16 protein-coding genes and 2 pseudogenes are annotated in these 18738 nt (G+C 41.3%); 10 read left to right on the forward strand and 8 right to left on the reverse strand.

What is annotated here, in order from left to right; genetic code table 11:
- Positions 1–732 precede the first annotated feature (732 nt).
- The 5 genes and pseudogenes from GOP56_RS21055 (at position 733) to GOP56_RS24475 (ending at position 3145) form a co-directional block, all read left to right on the forward strand.
- Complete coding sequence (locus GOP56_RS21055) at positions 733–1554, forward strand: arylamine N-acetyltransferase family protein (RefSeq protein WP_003339015.1); 822 nt, start codon at positions 733–735, stop codon at positions 1552–1554.
- A 237-nt stretch (positions 1555–1791) separates the two neighbouring features.
- A pseudogene (locus GOP56_RS24460) lies at positions 1792–1959 on the forward strand (Tn3 family transposase); the annotation flags it as partial.
- Positions 1960–2486: 527 nt separating this feature from the next.
- Positions 2487–2681 carry an IS3 family transposase gene (locus GOP56_RS24465; protein ID WP_371808003.1) on the forward strand — a complete coding sequence of 65 codons (195 nt, stop codon included), beginning with the start codon at positions 2487–2489 and terminating at the stop codon, positions 2679–2681.
- A gap of 50 nt (positions 2682–2731) precedes the next feature.
- Positions 2732–2893: pseudogene (locus GOP56_RS24470) on the forward strand (DDE-type integrase/transposase/recombinase); the annotation flags it as partial.
- Between the two features lie 39 nt (positions 2894–2932).
- Positions 2933–3145: an IS3 family transposase gene (locus GOP56_RS24475; RefSeq protein ID WP_371808004.1), complete on the forward strand. Its 213-nt coding sequence runs from the start codon at positions 2933–2935 to the stop codon at positions 3143–3145.
- Between the two features lie 88 nt (positions 3146–3233).
- Here GOP56_RS24475 and GOP56_RS21070 read toward each other — a convergent pair whose 3' ends face one another.
- The 6 genes from GOP56_RS21070 to GOP56_RS21095 all read right to left on the reverse strand — a co-directional run bounded on the left by GOP56_RS21070 (position 3234) and on the right by GOP56_RS21095 (position 10780).
- Positions 3234–4535, reverse strand: a complete 1302-nt coding sequence (locus tag GOP56_RS21070) for a Ger(x)C family spore germination protein (RefSeq protein ID WP_163246547.1) — start codon at positions 4533–4535, stop codon at positions 3234–3236.
- Complete coding sequence (locus tag GOP56_RS21075; RefSeq protein ID WP_003335114.1) at positions 4510–5622, reverse strand: GerAB/ArcD/ProY family transporter; 1113 nt, start codon at positions 5620–5622, stop codon at positions 4510–4512. The genes GOP56_RS21070 and GOP56_RS21075 overlap by 26 nt, the downstream gene beginning before the upstream one ends.
- Positions 5623–5643: 21 nt before the next feature.
- On the reverse strand, positions 5644–7236 hold the full coding sequence (locus GOP56_RS21080; protein WP_163246548.1) for a spore germination protein: 1593 nt from the start codon (positions 7234–7236) through the stop codon (positions 5644–5646).
- Between the two features lie 366 nt (positions 7237–7602).
- Positions 7603–8589, reverse strand: coding sequence for an ABC transporter substrate-binding protein (locus GOP56_RS21085; RefSeq protein WP_003339009.1), 987 nt, complete (start codon positions 8587–8589; stop codon positions 7603–7605).
- Positions 8590–8718: 129 nt separating this feature from the next.
- On the reverse strand, positions 8719–9777 hold the full coding sequence (locus GOP56_RS21090) for a FecCD family ABC transporter permease (protein ID WP_163246549.1): 1059 nt from the start codon (positions 9775–9777) through the stop codon (positions 8719–8721).
- Positions 9770–10780: a FecCD family ABC transporter permease gene (locus tag GOP56_RS21095; protein WP_163246550.1), complete on the reverse strand. Its 1011-nt coding sequence runs from the start codon at positions 10778–10780 to the stop codon at positions 9770–9772. The genes GOP56_RS21090 and GOP56_RS21095 overlap by 8 nt, the downstream gene beginning before the upstream one ends.
- Positions 10781–10953: 173 nt before the next feature.
- On the opposite strand from GOP56_RS21095, the gene GOP56_RS21100 reads away from it, so the two are divergent.
- Positions 10954–11178 (forward strand): hypothetical protein, encoded by a 225-nt coding sequence (locus GOP56_RS21100; RefSeq protein WP_163246551.1) that lies wholly within the window; start codon positions 10954–10956, stop codon positions 11176–11178.
- A 103-nt stretch (positions 11179–11281) separates the two neighbouring features.
- On the opposite strand, the gene GOP56_RS21105 is transcribed toward GOP56_RS21100, so the two are convergent.
- Positions 11282–13063, reverse strand: coding sequence for a flavocytochrome c (locus GOP56_RS21105; RefSeq protein WP_163246552.1), 1782 nt, complete (start codon positions 13061–13063; stop codon positions 11282–11284).
- A 359-nt stretch (positions 13064–13422) separates the two neighbouring features.
- On the opposite strand from GOP56_RS21105, the gene GOP56_RS21110 reads away from it, so the two are divergent.
- Positions 13423–13986 carry a DUF402 domain-containing protein gene (locus GOP56_RS21110; RefSeq protein ID WP_163246553.1) on the forward strand — a complete coding sequence of 188 codons (564 nt, stop codon included), beginning with the start codon at positions 13423–13425 and terminating at the stop codon, positions 13984–13986.
- Positions 13987–14004: 18 nt separating this feature from the next.
- On the opposite strand, the gene yunB is transcribed toward GOP56_RS21110, so the two are convergent.
- The gene (yunB, locus tag GOP56_RS21115; RefSeq protein ID WP_003335106.1) at positions 14005–14709 is read right to left on the reverse strand and encodes a sporulation protein YunB; all 705 of its coding nucleotides are present in this window, start codon (positions 14707–14709) and stop codon (positions 14005–14007) included.
- Positions 14710–14853: 144 nt separating this feature from the next.
- Here yunB and GOP56_RS21120 point away from each other — a divergent pair, with 144 nt between their 5' ends.
- The 3 genes from GOP56_RS21120 (at position 14854) to nirD (ending at position 18715) form a co-directional block, all read left to right on the forward strand.
- A complete protein-coding gene (locus GOP56_RS21120; RefSeq protein ID WP_163246554.1) occupies positions 14854–15636 on the forward strand; it encodes a Cof-type HAD-IIB family hydrolase in 783 nt (260 codons plus the stop codon).
- A gap of 268 nt (positions 15637–15904) precedes the next feature.
- Positions 15905–18340, forward strand: a complete 2436-nt coding sequence (nirB, locus tag GOP56_RS21125) for a nitrite reductase large subunit NirB (protein WP_163246555.1) — start codon at positions 15905–15907, stop codon at positions 18338–18340.
- Positions 18341–18388: 48 nt separating this feature from the next.
- Entirely contained in the window at positions 18389–18715 is a 327-nt protein-coding gene (gene nirD, locus GOP56_RS21130; RefSeq protein ID WP_163246556.1) for a nitrite reductase small subunit NirD, read from the forward strand.
- Positions 18716–18738 lie beyond the last annotated feature (23 nt).

An 18738-nucleotide genomic window follows, 5' to 3' on the forward strand; every position in this document is an offset into this window, starting at 1 on the left:
TTGCTGACACCACCCGCGAAGTAGAGTTCTATTGGGGTGATATAGATGCGTGTGGGCTAGCTACGCGGGGTATAAGATTTTGTGTAGCAAACAGGTGCGTGTTCGGGAGCAAACAAAAACTTAAGTAGGTGAATAAAAATGAAACGGCCAACTCTTATTACTAGAAAAGGTTATTTTTAGGAGGTGTACGATAATAGAATAAATTTAAATTTTAAATCCCCTGCAAATATTATCTTATGCTATAGAATTGGGACGGCCACTATTTCTGATTGTTGGAGCAATAATAGTATATAAAAAATTTCAAGGCGCTTAACTAAGCGTCTTTTTATTTTGCCCATCGTTGGGCTTCTGTAGGAAACTACCACAGCGCGACGGACTTCGGAACCCGAATGATGGGCAAAACCAACTATACGTTAAAGGGATAGCGTCAGGAAAATGCGGATTTACAACGATAAGCCTATCCCTCGATATAAATATACTGTTTTAACAACGTTAAGATATTTGAGACAAGTTATATGAGACATTATGAAGTCTTTGTTCTCAAGATTTCACTCTTGTATCAATAGGGTTTACTCTATGGGGACAAACTGGGGAAACTTGATACACAAGACTTCTTATCCTTAACGATGTAAAAGCGCAAAATACTGATGCTACCCCTACTTGATTATATATTTTAAAGGTGTAACATATAATTAATGGATTATTTACCTATAAATGGAAAGGTGGTATACAATGTTAACCGAATTACAAAAAAATTTTTTCTCCCGGTTACAGATATCTCCAAAAGAAGATGTAACCTTTGAAGATTTACATGGAATTCTTTTGCAAATGGGATATGTACTACCCTATGAAAATTTAGACGTTATGGACAAGAATATCCGAAAAATTTCTAGAGAAAATGTCCAAGAAAAATTACTATTAACCCATTGCGGAGGACTATGTTACGAGCTTAATTCCTTATTATATTATTTTTTAATTGATTGTGGATTTGATGTCTATCGAGTATCTGGTACGGTCTACGATTTAGGGAGTGGTAAGTGGAAACCTGATGATGGGCATGTGATTATTATTTTAAACTATAATAATCAGAAATACATTATAGACGGGGGGTTTGCCTCACATCTTCCTTTATATCCAGTCCCATTTAGCGGGGAAGTCATCTCATCTCAAACAGGAAAATACCGTATTCGTAAACAAAATACTGAAAAAGGAACCTACCTACTAGAAATGAAAAAAGGAGAAAATGGGGAGAGCGCCCAATTCCTTGATTCTGAACCTACAAATACATGGCGCACTGGATATGCATTTACATTAGATGAAATAGATACAAATAAAGTAAATGTCATACAAAATATTATTGTAGAGCACCCAGAATCTCCATTTAACAAAGGGTGTATTATCAGTAAATTAATTGAAGGTGGGCATATTTCACTTACTAAACGAAGTTTTACAGAAACCAAAAAAGGCCAAAAAAGAAAACGAACCATAAATGAAGAAGAGTATCATCAGATTCTTACAGAAGTATTCCGAATAAATACCTCGATAAAACTTTAGAAAGTGGCTAGCTTAAATCAACTCATATAAAATTTCTCTACCACTTTAAAGCCAAATTTGTTGAAATAAAATTGCATTTTATTCATATTGTTAAATAATTCCAATTGAAGCTGTTGGTATACTTTATTTGCAATATGTTTTGAGAGTGGAAAACAGAACTTCTTATGCAGTATCACAAAAAACCACTCGAAAGAGTGCTTTTTCCAGGCTGTGGAGAAAACTTTCTCCACAGCCTCTTATTTAACAGAAGCAACTACAGTAGTAAAGGGAAAAGGACTATTTAAGGAAGAGTTAATGTAGCATATATCACCATTGGGCTGGGAACATATCAATTTTCTTGGAGAATACTCTTTCGATATAAGCAAGACGATAAATATAAAAGCATTGAGACCCCTAACCATTTAATGACAAAACCGAACTTCCTTAGAGTAGGAAAATTGGATTTTTTCATGTCGAATTTTGCTTAGCGTATGTTTTCCGTGTTTTGCTATCGGGACCCCACTAAGGAGAAAATGGGCCTGTGATTGAAAAGAAGGAGTGAGGCAAAATGACATGAACGAGAGATATGTAGATCATGAAACAGGCGAGATCCTCGAAGAACGCTGTTTGCTACTCCGATGAGATTGTTAAGGTTATCAATCCGTATACAACGGGTGGCCGAAATTTGTTAAGTCAAAGACGAGTCAGAAGGCAAAGCGAAGGTTCTATCAGCTCAACGTGGAAGAAGAGGGAAGAAATATCGAATTGTGGAGAGTTTGTCTACAATATATCCAATTACTCAGGTTTGTAAGGTGTTAGGAGTTTCGAGAAGTGGCTATTACAAGTACCTCTCTACTAGAAACTTGTATAGGGATAAATCGATGAAAAAACGGATCAGAACGATCTATGAACAAAGAAAAGGAATATATGGATATCATTGAATTCAGGCTGAACTGTTACGCCAATTTGGTTGTAGGGTTAATCATAAGAAAGTATTACGCATCATGCAAAATCTGGGACTCAAAGCCATCATTCGCCGTAAACGTGTCTATATGACTACCTATCAGCAAAGGTATCGGATGGACGTGTTGCAGATAATTTACTCAAGCGTGATTTTACCGCTCAAGAGCCTAATCAAAAATAGGTAACTGACGTTACCCATTATCGCATCGGTGAAGAACGTATCTACCTTTCCGCAATCAAGGATTTATGTACTCATGAGATCATCGCTCATCATATCAGTACTCGAAATGACAATGCGCTTGTACTAGAGACTTTTAGGAAAGCATTTGAAATGTAAAAAGACGTGACTGGTTTGATCGTTCACAGCGACCAAGGTTCCCAGTACACGTCCCATGCATACCACAACATGCTGCCTACGGTTGGCGCCCAAATCAGCATGTCCCGACGGGGCAATTGCCTAGACAATGCCTCGTTTGAAAGCTTCTTTTCTCATTTGAAAACCGAAGCCCTATATCCCTATGATATACGAGATCTTCAAGATGCTCAAAGGAGAATTGAAAATTACATTTATTTTTACAACGAAGAACGTCTTCAACTGAAGTTAAATAAACTGACGCCTAGTGAATTTAGGCGTCAGTTAGCGGCCTAACGGCCGGGGCTTTTCTTACTGTCTACAAAACGGGGGCTTGACCACGTGACCCTGTGGGTTTTGTTTTTTTATCATGTAGTCTAGGGTATTAATGTTTTGAGCCTTTTAACCCGAATTCTCTAACATGCACTTTTACTTGAACATCAATAGGAATTTTGCTGAATTCATCATCCCAATTCTGTTTCATTTTTTCCCACACATCTGGATAGTGAACAGATAGGGCCTTGTGAAATCCCAAAACATCTATTTTCCATTTTTTTTGGAGCTTGTTAAGCGTGTTTCTCGTTAATTCCTTGACTTTTTTCTCAAAAGCTTCTCCAGCCTTCTGAAGATAGCTGTCCTTAAAGCTATTTTCCGTTTGAGACCAATCCTCGCCAATCCGTCCATTCAGATTTATCTGTACAGAAAATGAGACTTTTCCATTTTGGACGTTGGGCGTTATCTTACTTGACACGGTACGAATTTCATAGATAATCATGTTGTTATTTGGAGGCATACTCGTTTTAATCAGACCTGCGTGCTTTTCCCATTTCGATTTTCCACTTCCAATGAGCAGATTGGCACCGCGTACCTCTTTATCGCCTAACCATCCGATCATTTTTCCTGTGTCACCTTTAATAAGAGCAGCCCCTGATATCTTTATGGTCTTGTTTAATGGCTCTATGCGAGGAATCATAAAGCTATTTTTCATTGTCATATTCTCTGAAATATGCCCAAGTGAAGCAGGGGTGGCGATATCTAAGCTCTTTCTAACATTATCTATAATACTAAGGATTTCGATTGCAGGAAGCGCTTCATTAAGTGGTTTTTTATTCAGTATGTCAATAGCTCGGCCTTTGGCTACCACAACTAGTACAGTTCTGCGTAATTCTGTGTCGCGCAAAAAGTACTCTAGCATTTTGTTCAGGCTTAATTTTTTAGCGATAGCTTCCCCAATCACCATCGTTTTGACATGCAGAAAAAACGGGGGGCGGGAGCTTTTGGTAGCAAAATTACGGATTATTTCAAAGAACGAGTTCCCTTCACCTGAAATATTATAATAGGCTTGCTTCTGGGTACCGGTTACTTTAGCAGTGCCAACCAGAACCTTAGGCAACACATTTTGATGAGTTAAGAGAACGGAGACTTTTTGTTTGACTTTTGTTTCTGGGCTAGAATCATCTTTCTGCTGTGAGGATTCAGAGCCATCGTCAGATGAACCAGCTTCGTCCTCCTCTTGATTTTGCTGTGATTCAGAATGGTTTTCCTTCTGGGGAGAATCAATTCCAATTCCAATGACCATACCCAAATCTTCAATTTCCTGGCGATCCCAACACCCCGATATCAATAGGGTTAGAGAGAGTGTGAGCACACATGCCACCCAATTATGTTTGTTTTTCTTGTTGGGCATTGGCAGGTTTCCTCCATTTTGACAGGGTTAATAATAAAATCGGAATGACACCGGATGTTATTACTGAAGCGTAGCCAAGCTGGGTGCCTATAGAAAATGCTTGGTCTAAATTTTGTGGTACCATGGCGAATGCATACATAAGCGGGGTCAACAATACTTGTAGCAAAGGTAGCCGTATCGGTACAAGCAGACTTAAACCTAGACTTACCAAATAAAAGCAAAAGACAAAAGTAGTAAAAATACTAAATACCCAGATGACCATAAAAAACAATTCATAGTGTTCAAAGAAGGCCCCGGGAAATTCGATCTGCTTGACGAACTCCATCGTGGGCCAAGTCAGCGTTTTCACCTCATGTGCAGTCAGGGTTCCTACTACCATCAGGGTAATTGTAGTATAGATCAGGGTGGCAAAGCCAAGACCAATCACTACACTTTTCGAGGAATCCCCTGGAGATTTCATCATATAGGTCAAAAACATAATGGCCTCGAAACCCATGTAGGAGGGGGAAGTGGCTGGCAAGCCTTGGAGCAAAGGCATCCAGCCGTGATGCAGAACTGGCAATAAATTATCAATATGGAAGCTTTGATAATTAAGGAAGGTTATAGAAAATAAAATAAGGATCGTGACAGGAAAAAAGAGAAGGAACAGACGCACAATAGGGTGTGCACCTCCGAGTACTAAATATAACCCTGCCAGTAAAAAACAGATGATCGTCACATGAATAGGCGTTTGGTCTAATAAAAAATGACGAATAACCTCAGCTTGTACCCGCGCTTCATAGACGCATAAGAAAAAATAAAAGACGGAGTAGATTAGGATTATCAGTGAGCTTACCCATTTTCCTGCGATAATTTGCGTTATTCTATAAAAGTGATACGAGGGGTACTGTTGGCTTAATTTGGCGCAAAAATAGCCAGCTATCATTGCTAAAATTCCCCCAGCCAGTGCATCAATCCAGACATCCGCTGTTCCTACCGCTTCAACAGCAACACGTGGTAGAGTCAGAATAGATACTCCAATGACCATAGATGCAATAAAAGAGGACACATCAAGACCAGAGAATTTAGGCTGGAAATTAAGTGACATTCTTTCTCGTACCTCCTTTGTTTAGTTCCTTGTAGAATTGTCCCGAGGTTTTTTCTTTATTCTTTTCGTATCAAGCGGTTGAAAAATTTGAGGGCGCCTCACTAACAATTTGTGAGGTAGGCGCAAAATAAAATCTTTCCAATCCTTGGTCATGATCGGTGTTAAAGGTGCTAGATAATCGACACCGAAGCACTTGAGCTTTACCAAATGAGAGGTAATAATAATAAAGAACAAAATGACCCCATACAAACCTAGAAAGGCAGCAGATAGCATCATTCCAAAACGTAAAAAACGAATGACAACCCCTGCTTCATATTGAGGAATAGTAAATGATGAGATAGCAGTAAGAGCCACCACCACGACCATAATCGGACTTACAATCCCTGCTTCTACAGCCGATTGTCCGATAACTAAACCACCAACAATTCCAATCGTTTGCCCTAAAGGTTTAGGGAGGCGTAAGCCCGCTTCACGCAGAATTTCGATAGTAATTTCCATGATTAATGCTTCAATGATAGTTGGAAAAGGTACACCTTCTCGTGTTCCAGCAATCGTAAAAGCGAGCCGCATGGGAATCAGCCCTTGATGATAAGAGACCAGTGATACATAGAGAGAGGGAAGAAACAACGAGATTAGCACACAAATAAATCGTAAAAATCGTAGGATCGACCCGATATACCAAAGCTGATAGTAGTCATCAGGAGATTGCAGTAGCATGGGATAGGTAACGGGAACAATTAAGGTAAAAGGTGTTCCATCGATTAAAATGGATACTCTTCCTTCTAATAAAGCAGCCTCCACACGATCGGGTCGTTCCGTGCTTTGAATCAATGGAAACGGCGACCAAGGATCATCTTCAATCAAATGCTCGATATAGCTGGATTCTTGTAGATCATCAATCATAGTGTTGCTCACACGACGTATTACCTCATCTACTAAAGCAGGGTTTGCAATTCCTTCTATATAGGAGATAACTACCTTTTTAGGAGCAACCTCCCCAATTTCTTGGGAAAGGAAGGTTAATTTAGGATTTCGTATACGATGGCGCAATAGGGCAACGTTATCAGCGATGGTTTCTACAAAGCCAATCCTGGGTCCCCGAATAACTGATTCTGTGACCGGTTCTTCCATGGAACGTGAGGGAAAATAGGCTGTATCCAGTAGAAAAGCACAATCATATGAGTCGATTAATAGTGCCGTATATCCACGAAGAATATCCTCTACACAATCAGAGGGCCGTGCATACGTTTTTACTTTCCGACAAACGGCAAGTGTAGTAACGAGTTGCTCGATGGAAGGAGCCGTCGTCGCTTCTGCATTTGTCTGAGCAGATTGGTCCTTTACCTTTTTTAGATTGGAGGTAAAAGGGGATAAAAACTCCTTCCATTGTTGTTTATCAATAATTCCCTCTACATAGAGAATCGCCGCTTTTTTTTGTATTTGATTCAGGTAGATTTCGCGTATGGAGACATCGAAGCTTTTTCCAAAAACATCTTTTAATTGACAAAGAGATCGCGATAAATCCGATGAAAAGGGAGCACTTTCTTTTGAATTGTTTTTGGCAGACAAATGCTTCTGTCGTATCTGTTTTGCGCGCTGAAAAAAAGTGGACATAATTAACCCCTTGTATCGCAGTAATAAACCAAAGAGTAGTCAGATACCTAGCTTTCTGGTAGTCAATAGGAAGTATTTGTATTTTATAGGTAAAACATGCAGGCTCGCGTGGAAGTCCCTTTTTTTAATGTGAATCGACAAGGTGCCCAGACCGCTATACACTCCTAGATAGGCTCCACTTATCAGAAAACCGGGATGCAGTAAAACCCCATGTAAGGTTGTCATATATACGGTTATACGGTTTGATGACGGATAGCTTCATAAATAAAAAAAGGTGTCTCCACTGTCCTCCTAGTTAGGAGCTACAGGGATTCACCCAGTTTTGATATGTTCCTTGCTTTTTAAATGTTTACTTACGCATGGAACCTACAATTTTTCAACGAAGCCTAAAAACTCATCTAGCATTTTATTAGCAGCTTTGATACCACCAGACGTGTTCCAAATAATTTCGTTTACTTGGAAAGCTGTATTTTTCTTCGCTACATTAAGGCTTTGGAAGAGTGGATCGTTCATCCATTCTTGTTGGTTCTTGGTTCCGCCTTTTTTCTCATCATAATCTGCGTTAAAGAAGAACATGACATCGCCGTCTAAATCATTAATACGTTCTTTCGTAACGACTTCCATAAAGTTATCTTTATCTTGCGATGCCGGACGGGCAACACCTAAATCCTTGAGCATTACGCCAGCGAACGTGTCTTTTTGATAAATACGTACTGCATTTGGCAAGAAACGTACAATGGATACTTTTATATTAGCTTTGTCGCCCAGTTTTGCTTTAATCTCTTCCACGTGCTTATCATAAGCAGCCATGGATTTTTTACCCTCTTCTTCTTTATGTAAAGCTTTTGCGTATAACTTGAAGTTTTCTTTCCATTGACCTGCTAAATCGTCAGAGAATACAGTAGGTGCAATGCTTTTCAATTGATCGTAGATTTTCTCCTGACGGCCCTTGTTTCCAATGATTAAATCAGGCTTTAAGGATGCAATTAGCTCAATGTTTGGCTGAGATTCATAGCCTAGCTCGGTTACTCCATCCATTTCGCTTTTAATATGTGGATACCAGCCATCGCCAACACCTGAATTAACAGCACCTACTGGTTTTACTCCAAGTTCTAAAAGTGCTTCTGTGCCTTCATTGGTTAAAATAACGACTCGTTGCGGGGTCCCTTTTATCTCTGTTTTGCCCATCGCGTGTTCTATGGTGTAAGAATCACCTGATGCTGTTGCTGATTCTGCTTTTGCAGGAGCTGATGTTGCAGTGTTGGTTGTGCCGCCACAACCGGCTACAAGAAGAGAAAACACCATGCAAAGTAGCATCAATGCGGGAATCTGAAACCATTTTTTTTGGACCATGAATTGATTCTCCCCTTCATTGTTTTAAATTTGGAAATAATTAAATGATAACAATAATCATTATCAAGTATATTTTATATACAATAAATGGTACATGTCAACATAATTTCCAGAATAAATTGTATATACTTACTTTTTTCCTTGTCCACGATAGAGTAGATAGAGAAAGAATGGTGCCCCAATGATTGCGGTAAAGACTCCAGCAGGTATATCGGCAGGAGAGAATAGTATTCTGCCTGCAAGATCAGCTAGCACCAAAATAATGGCACCTAATAGAGCAGAGGCTGGTATTAACACTCCATAAAGCGAACTGACTAAGCGCCGAGCAATATGAGGTGCAGTAAGTCCAATAAATGATATATTTCCGGCTAGACCTACAGCGGCCCCAGCGAGTGCTACACTGATAAGAATGAGCAAAAAACGGGTTATCTGCACAGGATTACCCAATCCGGTTGCGATTCCATCACCTAGCGTTAGCACGTTCAATCTGCGAGCTAGTAGCCAAGCGAGTGGTACAAAAAAGATGATCCAGGGCAAAATAGCTATGACATGTTTCATGGATGTGCCGTAAATGGTACCAGTCAACCAGCCAAGAATCTGAGAAGCTAAATGTGCTGGGCCACTTATTAATAAAAAAGTGGTTAAAGCGGACATGGCCGTAGAAATTCCAATACCGATCAATACAAGTCGATAAGGCGAAACGCCACCTCTCCAAGCAAACGAATAGTTGATGAAGGCTGTTGCAAAGGCGCCGCCAATAGCAAGAAGCGGTAGCCAATGGATGCTAGCTTGTCCATTGCTAAATGTCATAAAGGCTACGGCTGCCACTGAGCCTCCTCCTGTCACACCTAATAAATCGGGTGAGGCGAGAGGGTTGCGGAAGACTCCTTGCGTAATAGCACCGGCCACGCCTAGAGCGGCACCAATCAAAATAGCCATTAATGTTCTTGGCATTCGCAATTCCAAAATGACGATTCGATTGGTTACATCTCCACCTACAAATGTGGCTAGGATATCTGGTATAGGAATTCGAGTCGTGCCAAAGGCAATGCTTAGTAGTGTGCAAACAATCAATACCAAAAATAGGATAACTAATACAAGTAAATCACGAATAGAAAGCTGAGCGGAGAGGGCTGGTTTGTTACTCCGAATGGTTATAAATTTAGGCACAAGAGATGGTTTACTCATAGCTACTCCTTCTAGCGATATAAATAAGGAATGGGACGCCTAATAATGCTGTGGCTACGCCAACGGGAACCTCTTTTGGCATCAATAAGAATCGAGAGGCAGTATCTGCTGAAACCAATAGAATAGCCCCGATTAGCCCGCTAAATGGAATCAGCCATTTATGATCAACTCCAACAATATAGCGGCAGATATGAGGGACAATCAGTCCCACAAAAGCAATTGGACCAGCTAAGGAAACAGAGCCACCTGCTAATAAAATGACAACCAGAATGATGAGAAGCTTAGCAAAAGCAGTATGTAAGCCCAAGCCTTTTGCCATATCATCACCCATTGCCATTAAATTGAGCGCGTGAGACAGACACAGAGCAATAATCCAACCGATCACCATATAAGGTAAGACCGTGGTAAGATGCTCCATTTTTCGTCCAGTGACAGAGCCTACTAGCCAAAATAGGGCTTGATTTAACGATTCATTATTTATGAGCATAATTCCTGAGGTAAATGAGGAAGCAAATACTGAAGCAGCCGCTCCTGCTAATGTTACTTTGATAGGTAAAAAACCATCCTTGCCCATCGTACCTAGAATCAGAACCAGCACGGCAGTCACACCGGCTCCAACAAAAGCGATCCAGACCATCTGTGTAAGGGTTAAATCCGAGTCAAAGAAAAATAGAGTGAGCACGATAAACAGTACTGCACCAGCATTAATACCGAATAAAGAAGGTGAGGCTAACGGATTTTTGGTTAGATTTTGCATTAAAACGCCAGCAATGGCTAGACTAGCTCCTACACTGGCTGCAATAAAAGCTGCGGGTAATCGAACATCTCTAAGAAGGAGATGTTCCTTTGAACCATCAAATTGGTATAGCATATCGAGCAACATGTGTAAGGTAAACATATGATAGCCGAACAAGATACTCGTCAGCATAGAGACTAACAGCAACAAGATACCGGTCAATAATGCCCAGACTTTGGCTCGGCGGCTCTGCAATAAACAAGACATGACAGAGACCCCTCTCTAGAAAAATATTACATATTGGCATTTTGATTGTAAAAAAATCAGAATATAATGTCAATGAAAATCGTTATCAATTATATGCGGATAAACTTTTTTCTATGAGATAGCCGTCGAAGAATTGCTCATGAAGGCATTATTGTGTACGGGAGGTGAGTGCCATGATTTTTACTCGCAAGGTAGCAAGTGAGGCAGATGATGGATTTTTATTTCAGATATATGCTAGTACACGTGAGCAAGAGATAGCTGAATGGGGCTGGACAAAGCAACAGCAGGAAGAGTTTTTACAGATGCAATACTCCTGTCAAAAGCGGTCTTATGAAAGTAATTATCCACACATGGAATGGAAAACCTCACAGAAATCAAGCATACAAGCAAAAAGCTAATCCTGTAGAAAGGGTTCTCCTAGAGGCTCATAAGGTATAAAAAAGCTACCGAAAATTCTCCGGTAGCTCGTAGTTTCTCATGTTATTCGCGAATCAATCTGCATTATTTTTGTGCAGCCGCGTTCTGTCCGGCAATGCGGCCAAACACGAAAATGTCTGCGATTGCGTTACCACCTAGACGATTTTTCCCGTGAATCACGCCGGTTACTTCTCCTGCTGCGTAAAGACCAGCAATTGCTTTTCCGTTGGTATCCAGTACGTGAGTCTCAGGGTCAATGACTAATCCCCCCATGGTATGATGCACGGAAGGAACCGCTTTTTCAATATACCAAGGGCCTTGTGTCATTTCGATTAATTTTCCACGATGATGAAAATCTAGGTCTTTACCATTCTTAGCAAATCCATTGACACGGTCAATTGTTTTTTGAAGCTCTGTTATTGGGATGTTAAAATGCTTTGCTGCCTCTTCCAACGTATCAGCTTTCACTAATAAGCCTTCTTTTACAAGCATGTCATATTCATCTTTATGCACGTCTATTGTTTTACCAATATCACCTACAGCTTGATTCCAGACCTGATAGGCATATTTACCCTCCTGAGCAAGAATCGCTTTCGAAATCACATCGCGGCGCTCTAATTCCTCTACAAAGCGTTTACCACTTTGGTTCACTAAAAGAGCTCCATCAAAACGCGTATCCGCTACCAGAGAAATAACACCGGTCTTAGGATTACAGATTGGGTATGTTTGAATACTCTCCATATTTGTGATAGCTGCCCCGATTTTTTCGCTCATCACGATACCGTCACCAGTTGTACCAGGAGTATCGGTAGACATGTAGCTTTCATCTAAAACTGGGTTGTATTTCTTACGCATTTCTACGTTGGAACCGAATCCACCAGTTGCAACAATAACACCCTTATTTGCGTTAAAGGTAATTTCTTGACCAGCAGCCGTTTTTGCTTTAACGCCAACGACACGGCCTTCGCTATTTGTCAATAACTCTTCCGCTTTTGTTTCCGTTTTTACAGGAATTTGCAGCTGATCCGCTTTTGCTTTTAGTTTTGTGACTACTTCTGCACCAGTGTGACCTTTAGGGATGAGGGCACGAGGCACAGAGTGACCGCCGAATTGGAATAGGTGATCTGGTAAAAACTCCACCTTTATTTCATCTCTCAGCCATTCTGCTGCGCTTGTTGCATTATCTGTCAACACACGCACCATAGCAGGATCCCCCACGTTATCTCCGCCTTTTAAGGTGTCTTGGTAGTGGGATTCCTTGCTATCTTTTATGCCTTTTTTTGCTTGTACCCAGTTGTTAGCAGCATTCATTTCTGCGCCGGAAATCAATGTGTTACCACCGATGGATGGCATTTTTTCCAGCAGGACTACAGAGGCCCCTGCTTTTTTCGCCTCCATAGCAGCCGCGAAGCCTGCACCACCTGCGCCAATGACGACTACATCGTAATTTTGAACAGCCTCCTCTTTGACTGTTGCCAATGTATCTGAACCTTTAGCAGTTAAGGTTAGTCCAGCTTTACCCACGGCGTCCTTTACAGCATTGATATAGCCTTGACTTGTAAGAGTAGAACCACTTATTGCATCTACCTCTGTGCTATTTTTTGCAATGATTTGGTCTCGCAATTTCTTGTATACGGGCTCGGATAATACTTCATTTTCTTTTTGTTCGAGGATTTTAATGTCTGAAAGCTCGTTGTTTGTTACTGTTACCTCAACCTTGATTGGGCCATGTTTACCATCAGCTTGACCGGTAGCTTTCACAGAATCACCTTTTGCAGGGGTGGTGCCTTGACCGCTACATCCAGCCATAGCTACTATGATTGCCATACTTAAGAAAAGCAGAAAAATCCTTGATAAACCCTTCAAGACGAAAACCTCCTTGGATATATGTATAGTAATGAGAAGGGAGAGTAGGAAAAAATCTAAAGCAGAAATGCATGATTGCAAGCATACTCGTGGTCGTTCACCATGATTGTAATAACCATTCATAAAAGCTTAAGTGAAAAAAATCACAAATTACGTATAGTGCCATCCCGTACATGTACGATGTACTTCTAAAGCGCTTTCATACCAAGTGTTTTAAGCATTGTGTTTAATCTGTGAAGTTATGTTGACGAAATTTTACGATGAATAATTGTACCATAAGTCTTAAAATTCCAACTAAACTTCCATCTGTTACAATGAGAAGAGACGATGATGCTACAGATGATAAAGGAGACGTATTCATGAAACGGAAATATGCAGATGTGACAGGGTGGACAACAGTGATAGACAAGCACTTTATACCATTGGCCCAACGTGGAGAGTACTTTGACGGCAGCATTACTGGTCTCGTCCTCACAAAAATGGAGGAACCATACTGGGTAACGTGTAACGGACAAGACATTTGTATCGCGGATGATGGATACGTTTGGATACAATGCTTTCCTGCGGGGCGGCATTATGTTATGACTGCGATGATAGATCAGACTGGTAAGGTAGTCTACTTCTATTTTGATATTGTTCTTAGGCATGCTATAGGGGAAAATGCTGTTCCTTGGTATGATGATCTGTATCTAGATTTAGCGATGATGCCTTCTGGGAGTACTGAAGTTTTGGATGAGGATGAACTGGAGGAAGCGTTCCAAAACAACACGATTAGTGAGTGGGAGCGCGATTTGGCCGTAGTGGAAATGGAACGGCTGGTCACAGAGGTAGCAAATGATACATGTATCTTACCAAAGCTGGTGCTAACGCATGCTACAAAATGGCGAGATATCGTCCTGCAAGTAAAAGAATCCTCCCAATAAAGGAGGATTCCTTCTGTATTATTTAGCTGGTGGCTCGACCTGCATTCTAGGAACCTCTGGCTTGCCTAGCGGATTGTTGTACAGATAGTCTGGCACTTCTCCCACGACAAGAGAGTTGGTAATGGGAATGGAGGTTGTGACAATGGTTTGATCAGTTGCAAAAGGTATGATCACTTGTAAGCGAACTTCTACTTGCAGATAGATCGTTACCATAACCATGTTAATCCCAGCTTCGGATAGCTTAGGGTCAAGCCATGTTTTTGCAGAACCAACAGGGCTGAAGGTGATCGGTAATTTAGGCCCCGTATCGGACAAGAAGGAGCTTCCTGAGGCTAATCCAAGAGGTACGCGAGCTTCAATTTTTTCACTTTCAAACTCTTTTAATCTGTTTTTAATGCGTTGATTGGCTTCCCCCATGATTTTTGAATATCCTTGAAAATTAAAATTAATAGCGCGTATTTTATTATCGCTATCCTTCTCAATGTCTAGAACTTCGGCTGTATTCATATCAATTTGAGCGATCTTTTTGGTCACCGCGTCTGCGATGGCCTCTTTGGCAATTTGTTCAGATTTCTGCTTGGCGATCACTAATAAAGTAGGTTTAATTTTTTGCTCTAGAAAGACGATACTCTGGATGATGATTGCAAGAAAGACAATGAAGGCAATAAAAAAAATTTTCTTTTTTGACGTCCGAATGCGCCGGCGTCTCATGCGAATAGCCATCTAGATCACCCCATCTGTAGACTATATGTTACAAATAGGGAGAAACATGACAGCTTGCCAAGGGTTCATGCAAAGAACCTCACTTATGTAGTAGGAATATTTCGTTTATAATGAACAATAAGTCAGAAAAAAGGAGAGAAGCGCATGCCCTATAAGGTTATCTTTTTTGATATGGATGGCACGTTGTTAAATGAGCAGAAGCAGATTCCAGAGGATACTCGAAAAGCACTCCGTCAGCTTCGGGATAGCGGGATTCATACGGTTATTGCTACGGGGCGTTCACCGTTTCATGTTCGAAAGCTCGCAGAGGATTTAGGAATTGAGACACTGGTGTGCTTTAATGGCGCTTATGTAGAGCACAAAGGGGAAGTGGTCTATTCTACTCCTATTGATGTTCATAGTATTGAGAAACTGTACCAGCTTGTGATGGCACGTAATCATGCACTTGTGTACTTGAGTGACGACTCCTTTTATGCGACACATGAGGGAAATGAGATGGTGAATCGTGCTGTTTCTTCTATTCTATTTGACCCACCCGGCATGGATGCAGAGGTATTCCGCAACAAGCCGATTTACCAATGCTGGCTTCATTGTGCTGAAGGGGAAGAAGGGGTCTACGAGCAAGACGATACGCTTCAAAACGTGCGCTTTTTCCGTTGGCATGATGTGTCCTTGGATGTGATGCCAAAGGATGGCTCTAAGGCAAAAGGCATTGAAGCTTTGCTACAGCACCTTACAGTAGATCGATCAGAAGCGATAGCCTTTGGTGATGGCAAGAATGACATAGAGATGATTCAATTTGTAGGAATGGGAGTAGCGATGGGGAATGCGCATCCTGACGTATTTCCACACGCAAACTACGTGACGAAGCACGTAGATGAGGGCGGTATTAGCCATGCTTTAAAGGAATTGAACATCTTGTTATAGAGGAAAGCCGACCGTCTTTATCTGGGACGATCGGCTTTATATAATTCGCTAGACAAATTGTCATTTTACCTGTGATTTTCCACACATCTGCTGGTCTTTTTCTATACTATACTCGGTCTGTACACAGATAAAAGAAGCAGTAAAATCCTTGGTATATCAGTGCTTTACATGAAGTAAAAATAGATTATGCAACGAATGTAGAATCACGTAGAGTTCCTTTTGTGCATTATTTCACAAACAATTATAGAAGATTTTGGGAGGATTGTCTATGAAGCAGCAACGTCTCGTATTAATTGGAAATGGTATGGCTGGCGTCAATGTTATTGAACAAATCTTAAAGCACAACAAAGAGATGTATCATATCACAATCATAGGAAACGAACCGCATCCCAACTACAATCGCATTATGCTTTCGTATGTGCTGGAAGGCAGTAAAACGATTGATGACATCGTGTTAAATGACCATAGCTGGTATAAAGATAATCAGATTGATCTACAAACAGGTACAGCAGTGACTCATATTGATATCGAAGCGAAAAAAGTGTACACGGATAATGGATCGGTATTTTCTTACGATAAAGCTATTATCGCTACTGGCTCTCAACCATTTGTTTTACCTATACCTGGTGCGGACAAACAAGGAGTAATTGGCTTTAGAGACATTCAGGATTGCAATCAGATGATGGAAGCTGCTAAGACCTGTAAAAAAGCTGCCGTGATTGGTGGCGGTCTGTTGGGCTTGGAAGCAGCTAAGGGCTTGGTTCATTTGGGGATGGAAGCAACGGTCGTGCATTTAGGCAATGTTTTGATGGAACGGCAACTGGATGACATAGCAGCAAACATGCTCAAAGAAGAACTAGAGCGTCAGGGAATCCGATTTGCAATGGAAAAACAAACGGTAGAGCTACTTGGGGATGAGCGTGTCACGGGACTGCGTTTTGCAGATGGAAGCGTATTGGAGGTCGATTTTGTTGTAATGGCAGTGGGAATCGTACCGAATACCAGCGTGGCCAAAGCAAGTAATATGGAGGCAGCACGAGGGATTGTTGTAAATGACCTGCTACAAACATCTGCACCAGATGTGTATGCGGTTGGGGAATGTACCCAGCATCGCGGACTTTGCTACGGTTTGGTAGCTCCTTTATTTGAACAGGGTGCTATATTAGCCAAGCATTTATGTGATATAGAGACGAAGGGCTATGAAGGCTCTGTTGTATCTACTAAATTAAAAATTTCTGGAGTTGACGTATTTTCAGCAGGCGAATTTCAGGATCAAGCGGATATGACCATCGTACGTATGCAGGATGATTGGAAGAAAATCTATAAGAAGATTCTGATTCGAGACAACAAAATTGTCGGAGGAATCCTATTCGGCGATGTTAGTGAGTCTGCTCGCTTACAAAAGCTGGTCAACACCCAGACAGAAATGACGGACGAGGTGTACGCTTCCATAATGGGCGGAGGAGCTTGTTGTGGTGGAGGAAATCAAGCAGCTTTAGTAGCTGAGATGTCTGATGAAGAGATCATCTGCGGCTGTAACGGTGTCACAAAAGGCAGTATTGTGACAGCGATAAAGGAACAAGGCTGCTCAACGGTAGATGAAATAAAAGCCTGCACAGGTGCAGCACGGTCCTGCGGGGGATGTAAGCCAATGGTGGAACAAGTGTTGCAGTATGTGCTAGGAGATCATTTTGATATCAATGCGAATAAACAGGGGATTTGTGGATGTACTACGTTAAGCCGTGATGAAATCGTAGCTCAGATACAAGAGATGGGTCTTACTACGATTAAAGAAGTAATGTATGTATTAGCATGGAAAAACCCAGAAGGCTGCTCCAAATGCCGTCCTGCATTGAACTATTACTTAGGGATGATTCATCCGACAAGGTATCAGGACGAAAAAGCTTCTCGCTTTGTAAATGAACGTTTGAACGCTAACATTAATAAAGACGGTACCTATACGGTAGTACCACGTATGTACGGCGGAGTAACGACAGCGGAGGATTTGAAAAAGATTGCTGATGTTGCTGTGAAATATGATGTGAAAATGGTCAAAATGACAGGTGGACAGCGAATCGACCTAGTGGGTGTACAGAAGGAGGACCTACCAAAAGTCTGGGCAGAGCTTGATATGCCGTCTGGTTATGCCTATGCCAAAGCCTTGCGCACAGTGAAAACCTGCGTTGGTTCTCGTTTCTGTCGATTTGGGACTGTTGATTCGATTGGGATGGGTATTGCGTTGGAGAAAAAATTCGAGCGTCTCGATATGCCAGCTAAATTTAAAATGGCGGTAAACGGTTGTCCGCGTAACTGTGCCGAGTCCTGCACAAAGGATATCGGGATTGTCGGTAACGATGGCGGATGGGAAATCTATGTTGGCGGTAATGGCGGTATTAAAGCACGTGTCGCTGATTTATTGTGCAAAGTAAAAAACGATGAAGAATTAATTGAGATTTGCGGAGCAGTCATCCAATACTATCGTGAAACAGGCAAGTATTTAGAACGTACTTCTGAATGGGTCGAGCGAATGGGATTAGAAATGATCCATCAAAATGTGGTCGAGGATGTAGAGAACCGTCAGCAGCTATTTGCTCGTATCGAATTAGCTCTTGCCCAAGTCCAAGACCCGTGGCAAAAAGTATTACAGGATCAAGAAACCAGAACAAAGTTGTTTGAACCAATTAAGGTGGAAAGCCTGTCATAGTACAGAAATGATAATGGACCAATGTCATGAAAAAAGGGGGAAAACAGCATGGGAGATTTCACTAAAACAATAACGATTGGACGAGTGGAAGAGTTCCCTGTTCAACTGGGGAGAGTGGTACAGATCGGAGAGGAGCAAGTCTGCGTCTTTCGATTATCGGAGGGGAGTATGTATGCGCTTGAAGATAAAAGTCCGTATCGAGGAGGACCTTTATCAGAAGGGATCGTTTCTGGCAAATATGTCTACGATCCTCTCTATGATTGGAAGATTTGCTTAGAAAGCGGTCAGGTTCAAGCGCCTGACACAGGCCAGGTCAAAACCTATCCATTACAGGTGATAGATAATATTGTTTCGATTAATATGGAGTGCAGGTGAAAATGAATGATACAGGTATATAA

The sequence above is a fragment of the Brevibacillus sp. 7WMA2 genome (genome assembly GCF_010748895.1).
GTDB lineage: Bacteria > Bacillota > Bacilli > Brevibacillales > Brevibacillaceae > Brevibacillus_B > Brevibacillus_B halotolerans.